Genomic DNA, 20,262 nt, shown 5'->3' on the forward strand with positions numbered 1-20,262 from the left:
TCCCTCCTATAATTGTGGGGCCGGCTGCACCGCTTCGCTTAACAGCCGGTAAGACAATCGTTTTTCCTCAGCGTTTTTGATAGGCGACAAAATCACAAAATCGGTAATGCTGTATTGAACGGATAATCGTCTCAGCTCGGCGGCGGTCTCTTCTTTTGTCCCGGCAATCACACCCGTCTTTTGTGTGATCAGCTTATATGGCTGCGTGACTTGTTCCAGAAACGCTTCCGCTTGTTCCCGGGAACCGACATTCACCTTTTTGCCGTCTTCGAGAATGATTTTGACCGACTCACGCGATACGACGTGTTTTTCCGCTTCTGCTTTTGTATGCGCGGTAAATACCATCGGCGCAAGGTGAAATTCCGCCTTCGATCCTTTCGGCAGATGCTCGTCAAAGGCGTGGCGCGCTTTTTCTAACGCAGCCTCTTCACCGTTTATGAAATAGGCGAAAACGAAGGAAATGCCGAGTTTGGCCGCGGATATCGCGCTTTCCGCGCTGCCGCCGAGCAAAAAGATGTCAGGCGCATACTCAGTATGCGGCGTCGGCCGCAATGACGCGTAGCGGTGCGAGTCCGGAAAATCATTTCGGATGAAATGAGTCAGCTCCTCAAGTTTTTCTTCAAACAAACGGGCGGGCTGGATAAGCTCCCGCTGCAGCGCATCGGTTGACAGCTGAAATCCGCCGGGCGCTTTGCCGACACCGAGCGCCACACGGCCGGGAGCAAGGGCGGACAGAACCCGGAACTGCTCCGCCACTTTATAAGGACTGTAATGCTGCAGCATCACCCCGCCGGATGCGAGACGGATTTTTTTCGTGCTTGCGGCAAGATACCCCAGAACAATTTCCGGCGCTGATCCCGCTATCTCTTCATTGTTATGATGCTCCGCCGCCCAGAAACGGTCATATCCGTATTGTTCGGCCTCCTGAGCCAATTTCACCGTTTGCCGCAAGGCTTCTTCTGCGGTTTGGTTTTCCGCGGTGACACTTTGATCTAAAATGCTTAAACGAATCATACGACAGGCTCCTTTATGCGCTCTTTTATGTCATAACCGTAATCAGGCAGCACGCGGCGGAGGAACTTCTTCGTTCTTTCTTTTTTCGTCTTGTGAAAAACTTCCTCAGGCGTTCCTTGTTCCACGATTGCTCCTTCATCCATAAACACAATTCGGTCGGACACTCTTCTGGCGAATTCCATCTCATGTGTGACAATGATCATGGTAGCGCCGGTCCGCACAATGTTAAGCATCACCTCAAGCACCTCGCCGACAAGCTCCGGATCGAGGGCGGCGGTCGGTTCATCAAACAGCATCACATCAGGATGAATGGCAAGCGCCCTGGCAATCCCGACCCGCTGCTTTTGTCCTCCCGACAGTTGATTCGGATAGGCGTGTAGTTTATCCTGAAGCCCCACCTTGGCCAGTTCCCGCTCGGCAATGGCGTACGCGTCTGTTTTTTTCATTTTCCTTGCGACCGTCAGGCCTTCCATGACATTTTGAATCGCCGTTTTATGCGAAAACAAATGATATTGCTGAAAAACCATCGCTGTCTGTTTCCTCAATCTGAGAATGTCTTTTTTGGCAGGCTTTTTGCAGTTAATGACTTCTCCGTGCAGTGAAATGGCGCCCTCATCCGGCCGCTCAAGCAAATTAAGGCAGCGCAGAAAAGTGGTTTTCCCGGAACCGCTCGGGCCGATGATGGTCACGACTTCTCCTTTCCGGACACTTAAATTGATCCCCTTTAGCACGTGATGACTGCCAAAATATTTCTGAATGTTTCGGATTTCGATCATAATGCGCCTCCTTGATATCTGGCCGCTCTTTTTTCCGCCAGACTGTTTACAGCTTCGAGAATCAGCGTTAATCCCCAATAAATCACGGCCGCCCCGATAAATGCTTCCAGAAACGCATAGTTATCGGATGCCGCAATCGTCGCCGTTCCTGTAATTTCAGGCACTGCAACAATTGCCGCGATGGAAGTGGTATGCAAAAAGCCGATGCCTATATTGGTGAAGTTCGGCAGCGATATCATGAACGCCTGCGGCAGAATTACGCGCCGAATCATCTGGCCCCGCGTCAGACCGATTGAATATGCCGCCTCCGCCTGCCCCGTATCGACGGCCATGATCCCGGATCGGAGAATTTCCGTCATATAAGCGCCTGCCGTTAATGACAGTGCCATGATGACAAACACGGCGACCGGAATCTGATTGGCCGACCAGCCGAGATGAAACGCGCGGCTGAATTGATCGGCAATCAGCGGAACCCCTAAATAAATCAGCATGATATGGAGAATCGCCGGGGTGCTGCGGAAAAAAGACACGTAAAACGCTGAGCAGGCCAGCAGCCATTTGATGCGGAATATACGCACCGTGATATTGCCGAGAGCTATGAAAAATCCGGCAATAATCGGAATGATCGTCATCGCCAATGTAAGCGGAACGGTTTTCAACATTTGTTTTATCGCAGTGCCGATAAATGGAATGTCCAGCTCCACTGTTCTCCCTCCTTTTCAGCCGTGCGCGCTCATGTCAAAAACCGTCACAAGGCGCGTCTCATCTTTCTTGATTCGTTTTTCGGCCCATCTGAATACACATTCAAATAAAAGGGCGGCCGCATAATACAGAACAGACAGCGAGATATACACTTCAAGAGAATGATTGCTCGATGTAATCAAGGTCTGTCCTCTGCCCGACATATCCATCACCCCGATCGAAAAAGCGAGTGATGTATCTTTTAAGAAACCGATCACCATATTCCCGATGTTGGGAAAGGCCTGCACGAGCGCCTGCGGCAGAATGATGCGCCGGAATGTCTGCCCCCCGTTCAGCCCGATGCTGAACGCCGCCTCCGCCTGCCCGCGGCCGACGCTGTTCACACCTCCCCTGATGATTTCGGCCGCTCTTGCCGCGCTGCTCAGCGCATACGTGGCGATGGCCGCATACAAAGGGTCCATTTTAGAGGTATCAATTCCGGCGAGCGCCGTGAGCGCCGGAATGCCGTAAAATACAATGAACAGCTGCACCATGATAGGCGTTCCTCTGAAAAAAGAGATATACAGCTTCGCAAACTGATTCAAAACGGGAATGCGATAGATGCGGGGCAGCGCCAAAAGCATCCCCAATAGAAAGCCGAACAGCAAAGACACCGCCAATATATACAGCGTGACGGGCAAATACCCGAGCAATGTCGGCACAAAGGACGCGATCATACTGATATCAAACGCTTTTTCCATTGCCGGTCCCTCTCTTTTTCACTTAATATTGCTCCCTTGAATAATCCGCGCCGAGCCACTTTTCACTCAGCTTTTTAAGCGTGCCGTCATCAATGATTTCCTTGAGCGCTTTATCAATGTCATCGCTCAGCGTTTGTTCATTTTTGTTAAACATAAAGAACACTTTGGCATTTGACAGCACCCCGCCGACCGTTTTTTCTTTGATCGCGCTCGTTTTGTTTTGAAAATCGACAGCAAACGGCGTTGAAATCGTTGCATCGGCGCGGCCGGATTTCAGCTGATTGGCCGCATCGTTTGAACCTTGGCCGGCATAGGCGATTTCAAAAGGACTGCCGTGTTTTTCATTCCATTTTTTCAGGACAAGCGCGCCGTTTGACGTCGGACTTGTAATGACCCGCTTTCCTTTCAAGTTATTAATGCCGTGAATGTCCCCATTATCTTGGAGCACCGTGATTTTCAGCGGGAAGTTGTTATACGCGACTTGATTGAACAGAAATTTTTTCTCCCGTTCGGCGCTTTTCTCCATTTGATGAGCCACGATATCGACTTTATGCTGGCCGAGGCTGACAAGCAGGTTGGAGAAATCCATCGTTTTAAAGGTAAATCGATAGTCCGGCAGGCGCCTGTCAAGCTCTTTCACCAGCTCAACGTCGTAGCCCGTCAATTTGCCTTTATCATCAATAAAGCAAATATTCGGAAACTGAGTCCCCGTGCCGACCGTAATGTTCTTCACGTTTTTCTGATTGCCTGATGCCGCCTCCCCTCCCGCGCCGCAGGCTGATAACGCCGCCGTTGCCGCAATTGTTAATGACATGACCGCCAGTCTTATTTTCATGTGATCGCCCCGTTTTCTGCTTCAATTATTTCGTGAAACTTGATTTTGAATAATCCGCGCCGAGCCATTTTTCACTCAGCCTTTTCAATGTGCCGTCCTTCTCAAGCTTTTGAATCGCCCGGTCCGTATCGTCCGCCAGGGTTTGGCTGTTTTTATTGAACATAAAATACACCTCGGTATCGAGCAGCACATCACCGACCGTCTTTTGTTTGAACGCGTGCGTCTTATTTTGAAAATCGACGGCAAACGGCGTGGATACGGTGGCGTCAGCGCGTCCTGTCTCAATTTGGTTCGCTGTATCATTGCCGCCCTGCCCGGCGTATTTCAAATGTATCGGGCTGCCGTGGGTTTTGTTGTATGCCGTCATATAATCCGCCGCATTTGACGTCGCGCCGACGATGACGGTTTTCCCTTTTAAATCACGCAGCGTGCGTACCGCGTCATTATCCGCCTTCACCGTGATGTACATCGGCGAGTAGTTATACGGGATTTTGTGATACAAAAAGCGTTTCTCCCGTTCCTTGTTTTTCGCCATATTGTGCGCGATCACGTCAATTTTCCGGTTTCCGAGACTTGTAAGCAGATTCGAAAAATCCATCGTCTTAAAGACAAATTTGTATTGCGGCAGCTGTTCATCAATGGCTTTCATCACTTCAATGTCATAGCCGGTCAGCTCGCCTTTTTCATCCATAAAAGCAATGTTCGGAAAATCAGTTCCCGTGCCGACGATGACGGTCTGCACGCCGCTCTCCGCTTTTGTGCTTTCTCCTTGCCCGCACCCGGCCAGCACGCCGAGCAGCAGAAGCAGACAGCCGGCTCTGATCCGTTTTTTGATCATTGCGCCCAGCTCGGTGTGCCTAACAGCGACGCGTCAAACCGCTCCGGTATGAGCACCTTTCTCATCATGACTCCGATGTCTCCGTCTTTCTCCTGCTCAAAATACACTTCATATCCCCTCCGTCTGTACATATCTACAAGCCAGGGATGCTTGCGCGCCGAAGTGCCGAGCGTGATGGCCGGGGCCTTCAGCGTATCCCGCAGCACATGTTCCTCCACATAAGTCAAAAGTTTGCTGCCGATGCCCTGCCCCTTCAGCTCAGGAAGCGTCGCAAACCACCAGACAAACGGATATTTTGACGGAGGCGTGTCACTCTCCCACGGAAAACGGATCGTAATGGTTGAAAGAAGCCGTCCATCCCGTTCGAGCACGACGGCTGAATGATTTTCAATATTTTCCGTTACCATATCGATGTCGGCCCGCGCCGACGGCCAGTCAATCTCCAAATTGCGGATCGGCTGAAACGCGCTGTACAGCAGCTCTAAAAACTCCGGCGCATCCTTTTTCTCAGCCAATCGAAATATGTCTTCACTCATTCCGGTCACTCTCCCCGCAAAAAATATATAATTCCAATTTGTTTACTAAGCTTTGATTGTTTATACTATAAAGCAAACTGATTTGTTTGACTAATCAAAAAAAGTAAAGGAAAGGTTCAAGAAAATTAATGAACAGCCGGGAGGGGATTTCGTTGGAACTACGAACCATTAAAACGTTTCATACCATCGTACAGTCAGGCAGCTTTTATAAGGCCGCAGAAATTCTGAACTACTCACAGCCGACGATTTCAATGCGGATTAAACAGCTGGAACAGGATGTAGGCGCGCAGCTGTTTGAACGTGGAAAGAAGCTGAAGCTGACAAGGGCGGGGCGGCTGTTTCATGAGCGGGCCGGGCAGCTTCTCGCGCAATACGAGGTGCTTGACCATACTCTGGCCGATATCAGACAGGGCCAGGCCGGCCTTATTCAGATCGGCATATCCGAACCGACGGCAAGCCTGATCTTCCCTGCCGTGCTGCGGGCTTTCTTAAATGATTATCCGGACATGTCGGTCAATGTCAGCGTGGATGATGCCAATACATGCAGCCGCAAACTGCTGGAGGGCGCCATTGATTTTGCGGTATGCGGCGAGCCGGAGCTGATTCTGGAAAATTATTTCGATCCGTTTTTCCATGACTCGCTCAATGTCATCGTGTCAGACAGACATCCCCTTGCCGCCAAAGCAAGCGTTAATCTCGAAGATTTAGAAAATGAATGCCTGATTTTTACGCCCGCCAATTGCCCGATCCGGATTCAAATTGAACAGCACCTGCAGCGGGCCATCGGGAGCCGCTATCGAAAAATGGAGCTGACCAGCAGCATGGCTCATCAATACTATGTCAGGGAAAATATCGGCGTCTCAATCTTTACGGCGACGGCGCATTCAGAGCCGATCGAGGGCACGAAGGTCATTCCGATCCATAACTTAACAATTTCACCGCCTGTCGGGCTTTTGACAAACCAAAAAGAAGAGCACTTTGACTGTGCAACAAAAGATTTAATCAGCAGGATCATCAGCCGGTTTCAGCGTGATCCGCATTAAAAAAACCCCCGCCACTTTGCGGGGGTTTTTTATGTTCATCTTATATAATACTCCGCACCAAGCCGCCGTCGATCCGCAATGCAGATCCGTTAATGGCAGACGACAGCGGGCTGCTTAAAAAGGCGACAAAGTGGGCGATCTCCTCCGGACGGATCAATCGCTGAATGATCGACGTCGGACGATTTTCCTTCATAAATCGTCTCTCCGCTTCAGCCGCTGTCAGGTTTTCACCGGGATAAAGCGACTCCAGCATCGTTTTGACGCCCTCTGTTTTCGTGGAGCCGGGCATGACCGTATTCACCGTCACATTCGTCCCTTCCGTGAGCTCGGCCAGGCTGCGTGACAGCGACAGCTGCGTTGTTTTCGTAGCGCTGTAATGAGCCATTTCCTGAGAAGGCATGACGGCCGCTTCACTCGCGATAAAGATCACCCGTCCTTCCTTCCGCTCAATCATCCGCTTTGCATACCGGCGTGTCAGCCGCACGCCGCTCATGATATTCACCTCGAAAAACCGGAGCCACTCTTCGTCAGGAATATCAAAGTATTCCGCAGGTTCAAAGATTCCTAAATTGTTGACGAGAATATCCACATCCGGATACTGCTGAAAAATCGCGCCGCATCCTTCCGCCGTGCCTAAATCAAATGCGGCCGGATAGAGACGGGCATCCGGCGTCTGTTTCTCTAGTTCCCGGATCGTTTCGTTTACCTTTTCTTCACGGCGGCCGTTAATGATCACGGCCGCACCTTCTGCAATCAGCGAAGCCGCAATCGCCTTCCCGATGCCTGACGTAGATCCCGTCACAAGCGCCGTCTTCCCTTTCAACTGCAAGTCCATCATCCATTCCTCCCTATCGTAAGTCTCTTCTTATATATGGACAGAAATCGAAAGCCTGAAACCTTCCGTCCCTATTATCGGATAGAAAAATGGATGAGGGGAAGTACGCACTTTTTAGTGCCTGTCCGTTGTCCCGGCTGACGGCTGATCGATTTGAATGACAAACCGATTCTCTAACTCTTCCTGAGCCTCTTGAAACAGCTCCAAGACATCATCAGCATCCGAACCCAATGCCATTTGACTGGCCTCAAAATTCTTCCACACCAAAGTCAGCGGAAGTTCGATCCATCCTGTCAGGCAATCCCATAAGGCGTTCAGATTTTCACCATAAAAGTCCGGGAAATCTAATTGATCTTTTAAAATTCGGTGTAAAGCTTCTGTGCTTGTAACATCTTTTCCGTCTATGATGACGACTATCATTCAAATGAACTCCTTTATTCTTAGAATTATATTTAGCAGGATACACCTTGATCCATTACCTTCGACCCGTTATTATAACTCACCTCACACTTGTTAAGGAGAAATTAATATTCTAGTTATTTACTGTATTATTTATTATTGGTAGAATTTAATTGAATCTTATGAGGAGGGTTATAGATGAAAAAATCTTTTGTTTTTCTATTATCGCTAGTGCTTTTATTTAGCATTTTTCCTATTAGCACTTTAGCCATCGTGAAAACGTCAGAAGATGACACGATAACTGTACCTAGAAAAGATGTAAAAAACACTGCAGTATTAGTTGATGCTATCAATGAATTAGATGAGAAATTGGATATGAAAAATCTATCATCTAATTCTCCAGAAGATATAAGTCAACTGAGTTTAGCAGCAAAAACGCTGTATGATACTATTGTAAATTATGAAAATCAAACATCAGCTTCTTTGACAGGCACTGACGCGTTGATCATATTCAAAGAGTATATTGACGAGCTAAATAGCAGTGAAGTTATTAAACCTGTTGAACACATTGTAACAACAATGGGAGTTATAAACTATAAAGAATATAAAATTAGCAACTCACAAATAAAACAATTGAGTGCTGCTGTTGGAATTAATAGTGGATTTTGGGGTACAGCTACAGCTATAGCTAAGATTTTTGCTAAAAGCCCAACTGCACTTACATTAATGTTAGGTGCGGTACCGCTTTTAGGTATGGGTACTATAAATGCCTGCAATTCTAAAGGAAAAGGCATTATTATTACAAAAATGGGTTCAGGAGCAACGAATACATATAGTTGCAGATCTCAATAAAAAAGTGTGAGCTTTCGCTCACACTTTTTTATTTTTTATTTTTCTGATACATTTTGATATAAATTCACTAACAAAAAAAACTATTAAGCCTGATATTAATAACAAAAGTGAATTTATCTTTAAACCCTTGTTAAAAAAATCAAGGATACTATTTATCAATAAAAAACCTGACCAATAGATGAATGAAGAATAGAAAGCTATATTAGTGCTCTTTTCATCCGTATTTCTACTAGTTTTAAAAAACAATGATCTGCCCTCCCTATTCTTGAATCTTTTCAATCCTTACTATAAATTTTTTCCGCGCTCATCAAAAATACTTATTGTGGTTAAGTGCTTAATCTTTCGTTTAGGTTGGTACATTGAGCCTTTCATCTTACTCATGTCGTCACCTCCCATAAAACAATGATAACATGAATTAATTCTAGTTTATATTGTATGTAATTCCCGAAATAGCTAATACTCTTCACTAACTTCAAGTATAAACCGAAAAATTCAAACAATTTCCTTTAAAATCCATGTACGAGACTAAAGAAAATACTCCGCAATTCGATCCCTATCTTTCATTTCATTCTGAAAACAGATAAACAAAGAGCATAGTAATTCTGTTGGCTTTATCTCTAATCTTTACTGTATTTCCTGGATAGCTTAATATTTGCCAAAATCAAATACAAAATAATAGGATAAAACAAAAACAGCACATCTTTTAGATTATCCTTTTTAAGTATTGAATGAGTAGTAAGGAAATTAAAATGAACAGGCAGGAATTTAGATATGAGGAGATATGGCATTAACACGAAAGCCATCTTCCTTTCAGCACAAAGGGAGAAAACGAAGAATTTTAAAAAATGTTGCCAAAATGTTACCGCAGTGCCATCGAAAGCTTTGAAAGCCTTGATAACACTGCGGTTTTGGCGTTATGTATGGAGACGGTGGGAGTCGAACCCACGTCCAGAAACATCGATTACTTAAGCGTCTACGAGCGTAGCCTGCATATTTCGTGTTTCACTCGTCTTCATGCCTGCGGGCGGGCCTTCCGAGAGCTAGTCTGTCAGTCTCTTCTTACGTTCTCAGACGGGAACGCAAGCGTAGCCTACTTGGATGTGCTCTTCACGGACACATAGGCAATGTCAGGAAGAGCTCGCTGCGTTTATTAGGCAGCTAGTGCTAAGTTTTGGTTAAAACTTTTAGTTTTGCCAGTTATATTTAGGTGCGTGTTAACGAGATCGCCTCTCGGCTCGCAGCTCAAGCTCGATCCATCCCTGTCGAATCCGTAACGTCCCCTTGTTAAGGGTATACGGGAGATCTATCAAGCTCTAGCTCAACTGGCTGTACTGTTATTATACCATGATCACAGGCAAATTCAATTGGGAATATCTTCAATAAACAGCCTGTGAATCTGATGTGTGAACAGTATAGCACAGGGCATATCATCACATCAAGGCTCAGGCATCAGAAGCCTTTTTGTCTGTCTCTGAACGCTCTTTCGATTTCTCTTTTGGCGTCTTTTCGTTTTAAATCTTCACGTTTATCGTATGTTTTCTTCCCTTTTCCGAGGCCGATTAATACTTTGGCGAAGCCGTTTTTCAAGTACAGCTTCAGCGGCACGAGGGAATAGCCTTTCTCTTTCGTCAGGCCGATCAGCTTATTGATTTCTTTCCGGTGCATCAAAAGCTTTCTCGTCCGGAGCGGGTCGTGGTTATAGCGGTTTCCCTGCTCGTACGGGCTGATGTGCATGTTGTGGAGGAACACTTCGCCGCGCTCGATTTTCGCAAAGGAATCCTTCATGTTTACGCGGCCGGCGCGGATGGACTTAATCTCCGTTCCCTGCAGCACGATGCCTGTTTCATAGGTTTCTTCTATAAAGTAATCATGGTTTGCTTTTTTGTTTTGCGATAATACTTTGCCTGATCCTTTTGGCATGCCTTATCCTCCTCTCTCCGCAAAAACCGTTCATGTGTGCGATACGCTTTATTTTAGCAAATGGAGCGTTCCGCGACAATGAAAATGCGGCTTGCGAAAGAAAGCAAACAGAGCATTATGCCCTATTTGCTTTTCGCATTTACTTCTTCTTTTTGCGTTTTTGTTTCGGCGCGTTTTGGAAACCGCGTTTTTTCTTTTTCTTCTTCGGTTTTGTAAACCATTCCCCTTTTTCCTCCGATTTCGGCGGTGAAGCCGGGGTATTGCTGTTTAACACGCGTTTCCGCGCCGGTCTGCCTCGTTTTCTGCGGTCGCCTGTTGTTTCTCTCGGACGGCGGGTGCCTTTCATGCCGACAATTTCAAAGTCGATGTTTCTCTCATCTTTATTGACGTCGACGACTTTGACCGTGATTTCGTCTCCGATGCGGTAAACGTTGCCCGTGCGTTCACCGATCATGGCGAAATGCTGCTCGTCAAAACGGTAATAATCATCCGTCATAAAGCTGACGTGCACAAGCCCTTCAATCGTATTCGGCAGCTCGACGAACATTCCGAAATTCGTGACGGAACTGATCATGCCGTCAAATTCCTCGCCGATTTTATCAAGCATATATTCCGCTTTTTTCAGATCGTCGGTTTCCCGCTCGGCATCAACGGCGCGCCGTTCCATCGTTGACGTATGGTCAGCGATTTCCGGAAGGCGTTCGGCCCACTTTTCCTGAGTTGCTTCGTCCGATTGTCCATTGATCAAATACGTTCTGATCAGCCTGTGAACGATTAAGTCAGGATATCGGCGGATCGGCGATGTGAAGTGCGTATAAAATTCAGTCGCCAGCCCGAAATGGCCCAGGCTTTGCGGGTCGTATTTCGCCTGCTTCATGGAACGGAGCATGACGGTTGAAATCACCGTTTCTTCCGGACGGTCCCGCACTTCATCAAGAATGCTTTGCAGCGCGCGCGGATGAATGTCTCCGGCTTTCCCTTTGACGATATAACCGAATGTCGTCACGAACTCGAGAAACTTTTGCAGTTTTTCGGCGTTCGGCTCTTCGTGAATCCGGTAAATAAACGGCACGTTCATCCAATGGAAGTGTTCGGCCACCGTTTCGTTTGCCACAAGCATGAATTCTTCGATCAGCTTTTCCGCTACTGAGCGCTCTCTGATGACGACGTCTTTTACGGCGCCTTCCTCATCGACGAGCACCTTCGCCTCTTTGAAATCAAAATCCACGGCGCCGCGGTCCATCCGTTTCGCCCGGAGAATTTCCGCCAGACGTTCCATGTCTTTAAACATCGGGACGAGCGGCTCATATCTTTCTTTCAGCTCGGCGTCGTCTTCTGTAAGGATCCGGTTGACATCTGAATAGGTCATTCTTTCCGTCGTTTTAATGACGCTTTGGAAGATCTCGTGCTCCGTCACCTGTCCCTGCTGGTTGATTGTCATTTCGCAGGAAAGCGTCAGCCGGTCGACCTTCGGATTTAACGAACAGATTCCGTTAGACAGTCTGTGCGGGATCATCGGAATGACCCGGTCAACCAAGTACACGCTTGTCCCTCTTTCCAGCGCTTCTTTGTCAATCGGGGAATTCTCCGTAACGTAATGGCTGACGTCGGCAATATGAACGCCGAGCTTGTAGCTGCCGTTATCAAGCTTTGTCACGGTGACGGCGTCATCCAGATCCTTCGCATCGGCGCCGTCAATGGTGACAATGACCTGATCGCGGAGATCACGGCGGTCTTTGATGTCTTTTTCATCGATGGTATCGGGCGTGCTTGTTGCCTGCTCCATCGCTTCAGCCGGAAAATCTCCCGGCAGGCCGTGCTTATGGATGATGGATAAAATATCGATGCCCGGATCATTTTTATGGCCGAGTATTTCAACGATTTCCCCTTCGGCGTTCATTCTGCCTTCAGGATAGCTTGTCAGTTTGACGACGACTTTATGGCCTTCCGCAGCGCCGTTATTGGCATGTTTCGGAATAAAAATATCACTCGTGATTTTCTTATCATCCGGGATGACAAAGCCGAAGCTTTTCGTTTCTGTGTATGTGCCCACGACGCGGTCGATGCTTCTTTCCAGGATGCGGATGACCGTGCCTTCCTGTCTCGATCCGCTTGACTGGGAATTGAGCCGCACCATGACGATATCGCCGTTCATGGCCGTATTCAGCTCGTTCGGCGGAATAAACACGTCGCTTAAAGAGGTATCCTCCGGCAGCAGAAACGCGAAGCCCTTCGCATGCGCGGAAATTTTTCCTTTTACTAAATTCATTTTTTCCGGAAGCCCGTAGCGGTTGCTTCTGGTGCGGACGATCTGTCCCGTCTCCTCGAGCGCCACCAGCGCTTTTACCAGCTCTTTAAATTCATCGGCTTCCTTGATGTTCAGCATCTCCTCGAGTTCCTGAATGGTAAGGGGCTTGTACGCCTCTTCCTTCATAAACGCGAGAAGACGGTCCATAAACGCTTCTTTTTCCATTATTCGACCTCCTGTTTGTTACCAATCGAGTTTCTCTAAAAATTCGTACACATCCTGATGAACGAGGTCCCGTTCTTTATCGAGTGTAATGACATGTCCTGATTCTTCATACCATTTCAGCTGTTTGTCGTCCGTTTCCACCTCGTTGAAAATGATGTTCGCACTTTCTGTATTAATCATATGGTCATGCCGTGCCTGAACCACAAATGTCGGGGAATAGATCATGTCGACGTTTTTGCGCACATCGGCAATCAGCTCCTGGAGCGATTTGAGCGTATTCATCGGCGTTTTTTCAAACTCCTTCATTTCCTTTTCAATCTGCTCCGGCTGTTTTCCTTCGAATTTTTTATAATTGCGCGCGTAGGAGAGAACTCCTTCGTACATAACCTCTTCACTTTTAATGTGCATCGGCGCACACATAGGAACAATTCCCTTTATGGGTACAGTGTAACCCAATTTCAATGAAAAAACCCCGCCAAGCGACAGTCCGCACGCCGCAATGTTTTCATAGCCTTCAGACCGTAAATACTCATAACCGTCCATGACGTCTTTCCACCAATCTTCAGGTCCCGTATGTACCAGCTCTTCCGGCGGAACGCCGTGCCCTTTATATTGAGGCGCGTGACAAGTGTAGCCGCGCTCATTCAAGTAGCGGCCGAGCATTCTGACGTCTGCCGTATTTCCCGTAAATCCGTGCAGCAGAAGCACCGCTTTGTCTCCGCCTTTAAATGTAAATGGTTTTGGTGTCACAATTTTCATGCTCATAACCCCTTTTTTGCACATTCAATTTAGTTTTCCACAGTTTTGCGAGAAACAAACGCCGTCTCTCAACAAGAAAAAGGCCTGATATTAAATCAGACCTTATACAAACATTGCCTTATACGATATACGCTAGCGAAATCGTCAACACGAAAAACAAGACTGCCAGCACAACGGTTGTGCGGTGAAGAATCAGATCAAGGCCCCTTGCTTTCTGTTTTCCGAAAAGCTGCTCCGCCCCGCCTGAAATTGCACCCGATAAACCGGCGCTTTTGCTGGTTTGAAGCAATACGACAATAATAAGTGCAATACTGACGATAACCAATAAGGTAATCAATAATGTGTGCATCCCATACACCTCCAGACTGACTGGCCTACATTGCTTCTATTTTACATGAAAAACAAAGGCATGTCACGCCGTATCGGTGTACATCATGTCAGAAAAACGGAAATGCGTTTGAATCTTCCATCATCATTGACTTTTGTCAACAAAGTCGTAGTAAAAAAGATCTTCAAATTTCATGTCAAAGTAATAGAGCATTTTTCCGATGACCAGCTGGCCCGGCCTCCGCTCTCCATTCAGTACACGGCTCAGTGTGGCGGGAGATATTCCGATCTCCAGGGCGAGCTGGTTTAACGAGTAGTCATTATTGACCATATACTGCAGCACATAATCTCTTCTGATCTGTATCTTTTCGACCACTTTCTTCACCTTCCGTTCTGTCAAATACTTTCTTTCTTATACATAAAGATACGGCTTTTGTTAACTTTTGTCAATACTTTTCCAGCCTGGCTATTCCCTTTAGTCAATAAACATACTAGAATATAAATAGACCGCGGGAGGGGGAGAGACTGTGGAAAGCTTCGGGAAACAATTGCGGACATTACGGGAAAAAAGGCATCTGACAGTGAATCAGCTGGCAACGTATTCAGGCGTCAGCGCCGCGGGAATCTCGCGGATTGAAAACGGCAAACGCGGGGTGCCGAAACCTGCAACCATTAAAAAGCTCGCAGATGCGTTAAAAATCCCGTATGAGGAACTGATGCAGACGGCGGGATACATAGAGACCGTCCAGGAAACGAGAGCCCCGTACGACACGGGCTGCACCTTGCTGGAAAAAGCCGAAACGTATGAGCTGCATGATTTATCCCTTTTGGAGCGGGAGAACTGGCGGCACCTGTCGAAAGAAGACTTGGTTCTGCTTGATAAATACTTTGCGTTCTTATCGGCGGAAGCCAAAAAAAGAACAAATGAAGACTCATGACTTTGCACATGTGAGGCGATCTTATTGAACACATTCGGAAAGCAATTAAGAGAGCTGCGCCGCGCCCGGAAGCTTACCGTCAATCAGCTTGCCGTCTATTCCGGCGTCAGCTCGGCGACCATTTCCAGAATTGAAAACGGGCACCGCGGCATTCCTAAACCCGCGACCATCAGAAAATTGGCGGACACATTAAAAATCCCGTACGAGGAGTTAATGGCGCGGGCCGGACACATCAAGGCATTTCAGGAGGAAATCCGTGAAACCTCCGAAAGCTATCAATCCATCTGCGCCATCTATCAGACCGCCGTTGACAGAGGCGCGGAGCATCTGCCGCTGTTTGACAGCAAAAAGTGGCAGCACTTCACAAAAGAAGATATTGAAAGCGTCAGCAAATACTTTGATTTTATTGCGGCTGAAGCGAAAAAACGCTCCCCGGATTCCTCATCCTCTTTTTGATCCTCTCCTCAACTTAACAAGCGCCAGACGTACGTTCCCTCCGATTTTGCGGTATAATAGCAGAAGACGAGGTGAAAAAGCATGAACCAATCAGAAATGTGCCCCAGATTCGAAAAAGCGGTCGACATCCTAAGTAAACGCTGGGTGGCTCTAATCGTCTTTCAGTTATTGAACGGACAGCAGCGATTTAGCGAAATTGAAGCGGCGCTTCCGAATTTAAGCGGAAGAGTCTTGTCAGAACGTCTGAAAGAACTTGAAACAGAAGGTGTCATCAAACGGGATGTTATCCCCGAAACGCCTGTCCGCATTGAGTATTCTTTAACGGAAAAAGGCTGCGCATTAGCCCCTATTTTAGAGGAAATTTCCAAGTGGTCTTCAACATGGATTGATCCTTCCTGATAAACTCTTTTCCGCATAAGCGGCTGATCTCTCAAACGGACAGCCGTTTTTATTTTTGCTTTTCTTATACAGAAAAACAAGCCCTCAGGCGTGCAGGGCTTGTTTTTGTCTGACGCCTTCCAGCGGAATTCGAATCTCCGCCCGGGCTCCTCCAGACTCCTGATTTTCAAGTATTAATTCGCCGTGATGAAGATGTACGACGTGATGGGCGAATGTAAGCCCCATGCCGTGATGCCCCGCCGAATGTCTGCTTTTATCCTCCGTGTAAAAAAGCTGTGTCGCTCTTTTCAGCGCCTCCGGCGAGAACCCGCTTCCGCTGTCGGATACGGCAAGATGGAGGGCGGAATCGGTGCACAGGACGTCCACACGGATTTCCCCTCCTTCCGGCGTATAGTCGACGGCATTTGCCGCGATATTCATGACCGCCCTGTGGAGCAGCTCATGATCGATCGGCGCTTCTATTCGGTCAATTCCCCGTTCGCTGAGGACGAGATCAATCTGCTTCGGCCCCGCAAGCGCCGCCGCGTCACGATATATGTTTTGAATCCACTCTTTGAGGTCGGTATATTCGACATGAACGGCAACTGCCTCCTCTGCTTTGGAAAGCTGGATCAGCTGTCCGACATAATGCTCGATTTTGTTTCCGGCATCCAGGATATACTGCGCATATTCCGCCTGCTCCTCATCAGGTTCTGTTAACTGGAGCAGCTCGGCATTTCCTTTAATGATCGTTGCCGGAATTTTAATATCATGCGCAAGCGCGCCGATCTGTTCTTTCTTTATCCGCTCCGCCTCCCACTGCGCCGCCAGAGATGCCTGAAGCGCGTCTTTCATTTTCAGCAGAGAGTCAATGACATCGTCAAATTCTTTTATACGCGACCTTTTTGGATTGATATTTAAATTCTGTTTTTGAATGCTTGCCGTAATGGAGCTGAGTGTGCTGAAATGCCGTCTCAGCTGATTGGCGAAACGCGTCGTCACGATAAAAACAGTCAAAAGAAGCAAAGTGATCAGAATCGTAAGACCCGTCCATTCATAATTCGGCAGATAGCGCCTTAACAGCGGCGACTGAAATTCCGACCTGAGTGAATATTGGAGAACGCCGTATTCATCTTTCCGATTTATCACCATGAATCCTTTTTGAGCATAATTAAAATACGGCTGATGCTGAATCTTTTTTCTGGCGTTGGCCGCATCTTGTTCCGTCATCGTTCCTTTTGTCATCCGCTTTGTTTTTTTATCAAAAACGGCGTATGTCATACCTGCGGGGATCATGTCTTCTGTTATCTTTTCCGCTGATTTCAGGCGGGGTTTGATCTGTTCCGCCTCATGCTCGCTGTAGTTTGCGGGCAGGATCGCTCCGGCATTCATGGCAATGGCATTTAAGGCGACGCATAATGCCGCCACCCCCATCGTGCTCAGACACAAAGTGATGGTAAATTTGACAAGCTCTTTGCGGATGCTGGATTTTCCTTTTGCTATTCCCATTTGTATCCGACACCCCACACCGTTTTGATCGGATCAGCCCCGTGTTCTTTACATTTTTTCCGGATGGTTCTGATAAACTCCGTAATGGTTGAATAGAGCGCATCGCCGTCCAAGCCGTACACTTCCTCGTAAATCTGCTCCCGTGAGAATGTTCTGTTTTTATGCTGTGCCAGAAATTCAACGATTTTATATTCGTTTTTCGTAAGAGGCAGTTTCCGGTCATCCATCCATACTTCTTTATTGTCAAAATCAAACATGAAGCCTGATATCAGCCGTTTCGTCTGATGCTTTTCCCGCCGTTCCCTTCTGACATGCGCGTTTACCCTTGCCATCAATTCCTGTACGCCGAACGGCTTTGTGATGTAATCATCAGCGCCTGTCATGAGGCCTTTCACAATGGATTCTTCGTCAGACTTTGCCGTTAAAAACAGGATCGGGCTGTCCACCAGCGGCCGAATCCGCCGGCAGAGTTCAATCCCGTCCGTTCCGGGCATCATGACATCAAGAAGAATCAAATCATAGCCTTGAAAAAAATCCAATGACTGATCTTCCGCTTTTTCGAGAATCGTTACTGTATGCTGATCACGCTGTAAAATGTTTCTGATCAGAACGAGAATATCTTTTTCATCATCAATTGCTAAAATGTTTGCCACCGGCCGAATCGCTCCTTGCCTTTATTCATATGAACGCCGCCCTTCCCATCTTCTGCACCAATAGAGGCCGGCCAGACATAATATCACTATAGAAAAATATAACATTATTTCTCCGAATCTCATATCGTATCTTACATAAGGGAGGAACTCTTTTTTGACTTTGTCAAAATGCAGCAGTCCTGCAAGGCCTGAAAGCCGCACGCTCCATGCCCACGGGAAAAAACGCCAGATGATATCGCCAAGTCCCGTATTCATGAGCGCCGCCATTAATAATCCCGCCCCCCCTAAAAGCCCGGACGGTCCCATGCCGTACTGTATGCCGACAGAAAAAGAAATCATATAAAGCGGAATACTGCCGGCAATCAGCCACGCCCCTCCTTTTAAAAAGAGAAGATACGGGAGATCATTGATGTGAAGAACAAATTTCAACCCCGCCAAATAAAGACAGATGGCGAGACCTGCCGATAACACATTCAATAGGAGCAGCAAAAGCAGCTTGCCCGCAAAACTGACGATTTTCGAATGCGGAACCGCCAGCATCATCTGAAAATAACCCGCCTGTTCCTCGACGGAGGCAGACATGCCGCAGACAAAACTGATGATTAAAGGGTATAAAACGGCAATCACGCTGAAAAAGACGCTGTACAGCATATAAGGCTCCTGAACCCTTCCATACATATATAACAGGAAAAATCCCGCGCATAAAACCGGCGCCGCAGCATGCATCCATATGAGCGGCGTGCGCTTCATTTTTAATACATCGGCCCACATATATCGTAAAAGCACGGTCATGACCGGTTTCCTCCTTTTGAAAATGACACTGCGGAAACAAAACTTATTGCGATAAAAGAAAGGATAGAAAGAATAATAGCCGGAAAGATCACGTTTCCGTTTAATAAGCCGCTGTTTGCGGGAAGCGGAATTCCGTTCGGATGGATCCCGAGAATCGGTGACATCACCCGGACTGACCAGCTCCATGGGCTCAGCCACCACAATGAGCCGGACGCCGGCACAATACCCAAAACAAAGGCGGCGATCATATTCACGAGAATGACTGCCGTAAATCCGAACTGCCTGGCAATCCATAAGCACAATGGAATTTCCCAAAGCGTCGTCAGCCATAAAAGGAAGCCTGCTTCAACGCCTTTCAGCTGCAGCGCAGCAATTGCCGGAAATACAAGGCCAAGTAAAAACATGATGATGAAAAAGACGATTTGCGACAGGAGTGAATACAGCGCGATCAAGCTTATTTTTGAGAGCCATATGCTTTTTAAATCTGCCGGCAATGAGTACACCGCGCGGTCATTCGCAGATTTTTTCTCTTTTTTAACAGATAAACCGCACATTAGAGCAATCATGAGCGGCATGAAAATAACCGCCCACCAATTGAACGTGCCCGTCATAAAATAAGCCGTATTCAGCAGAAAAGAAAAAGCCGTGTTCAGAAGCGGGATCAGAATGATCAGCTTTCTGATAAATGTTCTTTTAGATGTAAGGTGTTCCGCCTGCATGTACTGAATCATTTTCCTGTCCCCGCTTTCTCCCGTGTTGATTTGACAACCTCCAGAAACAGCCGCTCCAGATCGTCTTCCCGGCTGATTTCTCCCTGATATCCTAAAACGCCGTCACTGATGATTCCGATATGGTCTGCGATCTGCTCGACTTCTGATAACAGGTGGCTTGATAAAATAACCGTCATTCCCTGTCCGGGCAGGGAGCGGATAAATTCCCGCAAATCCTGAATCCCCATCGGGTCCAATCCATTTGTCGGCTCGTCAAGAATTAAGAGCGACGGACGGTTTAATAATGCTAACGCGATGCCGAGACGCTGTTTCATTCCCATGGAAAATTGTCCGGCGCGCTTTTTTCCGGTTCCCGTTAATCCCGTGATTTCCAGCACCTCCGCAATTCTTGAATCAGGCAGTCCGAGCATCACGCAGCGGACTTTCAGATTTTCAGCGGCTGTCAGGTTGCTGTAAAGCGGCGGTGCTTCAATCAGGGAACCGATGCTTTTCAAATCTTCGCGCTTCCATGTATGTCCGTCGAACAGAACCTCGCCGGATGTTTGCTGCAGCATGCCGGTCAATATTTTGAGAGTCGTCGATTTTCCCGCGCCGTTCGGACCGAGCAGGCCGTATATACTGTTGCGTTTAACCGATAGAGACACATCAGCCACTGCCTGTTGTCTGCCGAATGATTTTTGCAGCTGTCTCGTTTCTATGATGTTGCTCATATGATTACCCCTCTGCTTTGTTATTTGATATGTAAGACTTTACAGC

At 47.4% G+C, this 20,262-nt stretch carries 24 protein-coding genes and 1 other RNA gene; 5 read left to right on the plus strand and 20 right to left on the minus strand.

Annotation, left to right across the window (positions count from 1 at the left end):
• Positions 1-6: 6 nt before the first annotated feature.
• From AC2CGA_RS08010 to AC2CGA_RS08040, 7 genes are read right to left on the minus strand one after another with little or no spacing between them, the layout of a single operon-like run.
• Entirely contained in the window at positions 7-1,014 is a 1,008-nt protein-coding gene (locus AC2CGA_RS08010; protein ID WP_003151713.1) for an LLM class flavin-dependent oxidoreductase, read from the minus strand.
• Positions 1,011-1,790: an amino acid ABC transporter ATP-binding protein gene (locus tag AC2CGA_RS08015; protein WP_043867428.1), complete on the minus strand. Its 780-nt coding sequence runs from the start codon at positions 1,788-1,790 to the stop codon at positions 1,011-1,013. The genes AC2CGA_RS08010 and AC2CGA_RS08015 overlap by 4 nt, the downstream gene beginning before the upstream one ends.
• Positions 1,787-2,494 (minus strand): amino acid ABC transporter permease, encoded by a 708-nt coding sequence (locus AC2CGA_RS08020; RefSeq protein ID WP_015387708.1) that lies wholly within the window; start codon positions 2,492-2,494, stop codon positions 1,787-1,789. Before AC2CGA_RS08020 ends, AC2CGA_RS08015 begins: the two co-directional genes overlap by 4 nt.
• 15 nt (positions 2,495-2,509) lie before the next feature.
• Positions 2,510-3,232, minus strand: coding sequence for an amino acid ABC transporter permease (locus AC2CGA_RS08025; protein ID WP_484480163.1), 723 nt, complete (start codon positions 3,230-3,232; stop codon positions 2,510-2,512).
• Positions 3,233-3,254: 22 nt separating this feature from the next.
• Positions 3,255-4,067 carry an amino acid ABC transporter substrate-binding protein gene (locus AC2CGA_RS08030; protein WP_057080219.1) on the minus strand — a complete coding sequence of 271 codons (813 nt, stop codon included), beginning with the start codon at positions 4,065-4,067 and terminating at the stop codon, positions 3,255-3,257.
• A gap of 25 nt (positions 4,068-4,092) precedes the next feature.
• Positions 4,093-4,905: an amino acid ABC transporter substrate-binding protein gene (locus tag AC2CGA_RS08035; RefSeq protein WP_003151704.1), complete on the minus strand. Its 813-nt coding sequence runs from the start codon at positions 4,903-4,905 to the stop codon at positions 4,093-4,095.
• Positions 4,902-5,441 (minus strand): GNAT family N-acetyltransferase, encoded by a 540-nt coding sequence (locus tag AC2CGA_RS08040; protein ID WP_003151702.1) that lies wholly within the window; start codon positions 5,439-5,441, stop codon positions 4,902-4,904. Before AC2CGA_RS08040 ends, AC2CGA_RS08035 begins: the two co-directional genes overlap by 4 nt.
• 152 nt (positions 5,442-5,593) lie before the next feature.
• Here AC2CGA_RS08040 and AC2CGA_RS08045 point away from each other — a divergent pair, with 152 nt between their 5' ends.
• Positions 5,594-6,484, plus strand: a complete 891-nt coding sequence (locus AC2CGA_RS08045) for a LysR family transcriptional regulator (RefSeq protein ID WP_165625775.1) — start codon at positions 5,594-5,596, stop codon at positions 6,482-6,484.
• Between the two features lie 40 nt (positions 6,485-6,524).
• Here AC2CGA_RS08045 and AC2CGA_RS08050 read toward each other — a convergent pair whose 3' ends face one another.
• Positions 6,525-7,319 (minus strand): SDR family NAD(P)-dependent oxidoreductase, encoded by a 795-nt coding sequence (locus AC2CGA_RS08050; RefSeq protein WP_232673827.1) that lies wholly within the window; start codon positions 7,317-7,319, stop codon positions 6,525-6,527.
• Positions 7,320-7,433: 114 nt separating this feature from the next.
• Entirely contained in the window at positions 7,434-7,739 is a 306-nt protein-coding gene (locus AC2CGA_RS08055; RefSeq protein WP_003151695.1) for a barstar family protein, read from the minus strand.
• Positions 7,740-7,916: 177 nt separating this feature from the next.
• On the opposite strand from AC2CGA_RS08055, the gene AC2CGA_RS08060 reads away from it, so the two are divergent.
• Entirely contained in the window at positions 7,917-8,570 is a 654-nt protein-coding gene (locus AC2CGA_RS08060) for a hypothetical protein (protein WP_014305832.1), read from the plus strand.
• Between the two features lie 918 nt (positions 8,571-9,488).
• On the opposite strand, the gene ssrA is transcribed toward AC2CGA_RS08060, so the two are convergent.
• From ssrA to AC2CGA_RS08090, 6 genes are all read right to left on the minus strand, one after another.
• Positions 9,489-9,851, minus strand: a transfer-messenger RNA (tmRNA) gene (gene ssrA / locus AC2CGA_RS08065).
• A gap of 168 nt (positions 9,852-10,019) precedes the next feature.
• Complete coding sequence (smpB, locus tag AC2CGA_RS08070) at positions 10,020-10,490, minus strand: SsrA-binding protein (protein WP_003151688.1); 471 nt, start codon at positions 10,488-10,490, stop codon at positions 10,020-10,022.
• Positions 10,491-10,629: 139 nt separating this feature from the next.
• Entirely contained in the window at positions 10,630-12,963 is a 2,334-nt protein-coding gene (gene rnr / locus AC2CGA_RS08075) for a ribonuclease R (RefSeq protein ID WP_003151684.1), read from the minus strand.
• Between the two features lie 18 nt (positions 12,964-12,981).
• Positions 12,982-13,722, minus strand: coding sequence for an alpha/beta hydrolase (locus AC2CGA_RS08080; RefSeq protein ID WP_014305833.1), 741 nt, complete (start codon positions 13,720-13,722; stop codon positions 12,982-12,984).
• Positions 13,723-13,840: 118 nt separating this feature from the next.
• Complete coding sequence (gene secG / locus AC2CGA_RS08085; protein ID WP_003151681.1) at positions 13,841-14,071, minus strand: preprotein translocase subunit SecG; 231 nt, start codon at positions 14,069-14,071, stop codon at positions 13,841-13,843.
• Between the two features lie 123 nt (positions 14,072-14,194).
• The gene (locus tag AC2CGA_RS08090) at positions 14,195-14,380 is read right to left on the minus strand and encodes a helix-turn-helix domain-containing protein (protein WP_087920807.1); all 186 of its coding nucleotides are present in this window, start codon (positions 14,378-14,380) and stop codon (positions 14,195-14,197) included.
• Positions 14,381-14,576: 196 nt separating this feature from the next.
• On the opposite strand from AC2CGA_RS08090, the gene rghR reads away from it, so the two are divergent.
• The 3 genes from rghR (at position 14,577) to catR (ending at position 15,842) form a co-directional block, all read left to right on the plus strand.
• Positions 14,577-14,987, plus strand: coding sequence for a transcriptional repressor RghR (rghR, locus tag AC2CGA_RS08095; RefSeq protein WP_003151677.1), 411 nt, complete (start codon positions 14,577-14,579; stop codon positions 14,985-14,987).
• Positions 14,988-15,011: 24 nt separating this feature from the next.
• Complete coding sequence (locus tag AC2CGA_RS08100; RefSeq protein ID WP_003151674.1) at positions 15,012-15,443, plus strand: helix-turn-helix domain-containing protein; 432 nt, start codon at positions 15,012-15,014, stop codon at positions 15,441-15,443.
• 81 nt (positions 15,444-15,524) lie between these two features.
• On the plus strand, positions 15,525-15,842 hold the full coding sequence (gene catR / locus AC2CGA_RS08105; RefSeq protein ID WP_003151672.1) for a catDE operon transcriptional regulator CatR: 318 nt from the start codon (positions 15,525-15,527) through the stop codon (positions 15,840-15,842).
• A gap of 84 nt (positions 15,843-15,926) precedes the next feature.
• Here the strand turns inward: catR and AC2CGA_RS08110 are convergent, their stop codons facing one another.
• The 5 genes from AC2CGA_RS08110 to AC2CGA_RS08130 are packed head-to-tail and all read right to left on the minus strand — an operon-like array spanning position 15,927 to position 20,216.
• The gene (locus AC2CGA_RS08110; RefSeq protein ID WP_015387701.1) at positions 15,927-17,330 is read right to left on the minus strand and encodes a sensor histidine kinase; all 1,404 of its coding nucleotides are present in this window, start codon (positions 17,328-17,330) and stop codon (positions 15,927-15,929) included.
• On the minus strand, positions 17,321-17,983 hold the full coding sequence (locus AC2CGA_RS08115; RefSeq protein ID WP_003151668.1) for a response regulator transcription factor: 663 nt from the start codon (positions 17,981-17,983) through the stop codon (positions 17,321-17,323). The genes AC2CGA_RS08110 and AC2CGA_RS08115 overlap by 10 nt, the downstream gene beginning before the upstream one ends.
• Before the next feature lie 21 nt (positions 17,984-18,004).
• Entirely contained in the window at positions 18,005-18,775 is a 771-nt protein-coding gene (locus AC2CGA_RS08120; protein WP_484480164.1) for a lantibiotic immunity ABC transporter MutG family permease subunit, read from the minus strand.
• Positions 18,772-19,506, minus strand: coding sequence for a lantibiotic immunity ABC transporter MutE/EpiE family permease subunit (locus AC2CGA_RS08125; protein WP_196616110.1), 735 nt, complete (start codon positions 19,504-19,506; stop codon positions 18,772-18,774). The genes AC2CGA_RS08120 and AC2CGA_RS08125 overlap by 4 nt, the downstream gene beginning before the upstream one ends.
• Positions 19,503-20,216 (minus strand): lantibiotic protection ABC transporter ATP-binding protein, encoded by a 714-nt coding sequence (locus AC2CGA_RS08130; protein ID WP_003151665.1) that lies wholly within the window; start codon positions 20,214-20,216, stop codon positions 19,503-19,505. Before AC2CGA_RS08130 ends, AC2CGA_RS08125 begins: the two co-directional genes overlap by 4 nt.
• Between the last annotated feature and the right edge of the window lie 46 nt (positions 20,217-20,262).

The sequence above is a fragment of the Bacillus sp. SYZHCR11 genome (assembly GCF_057196865.1).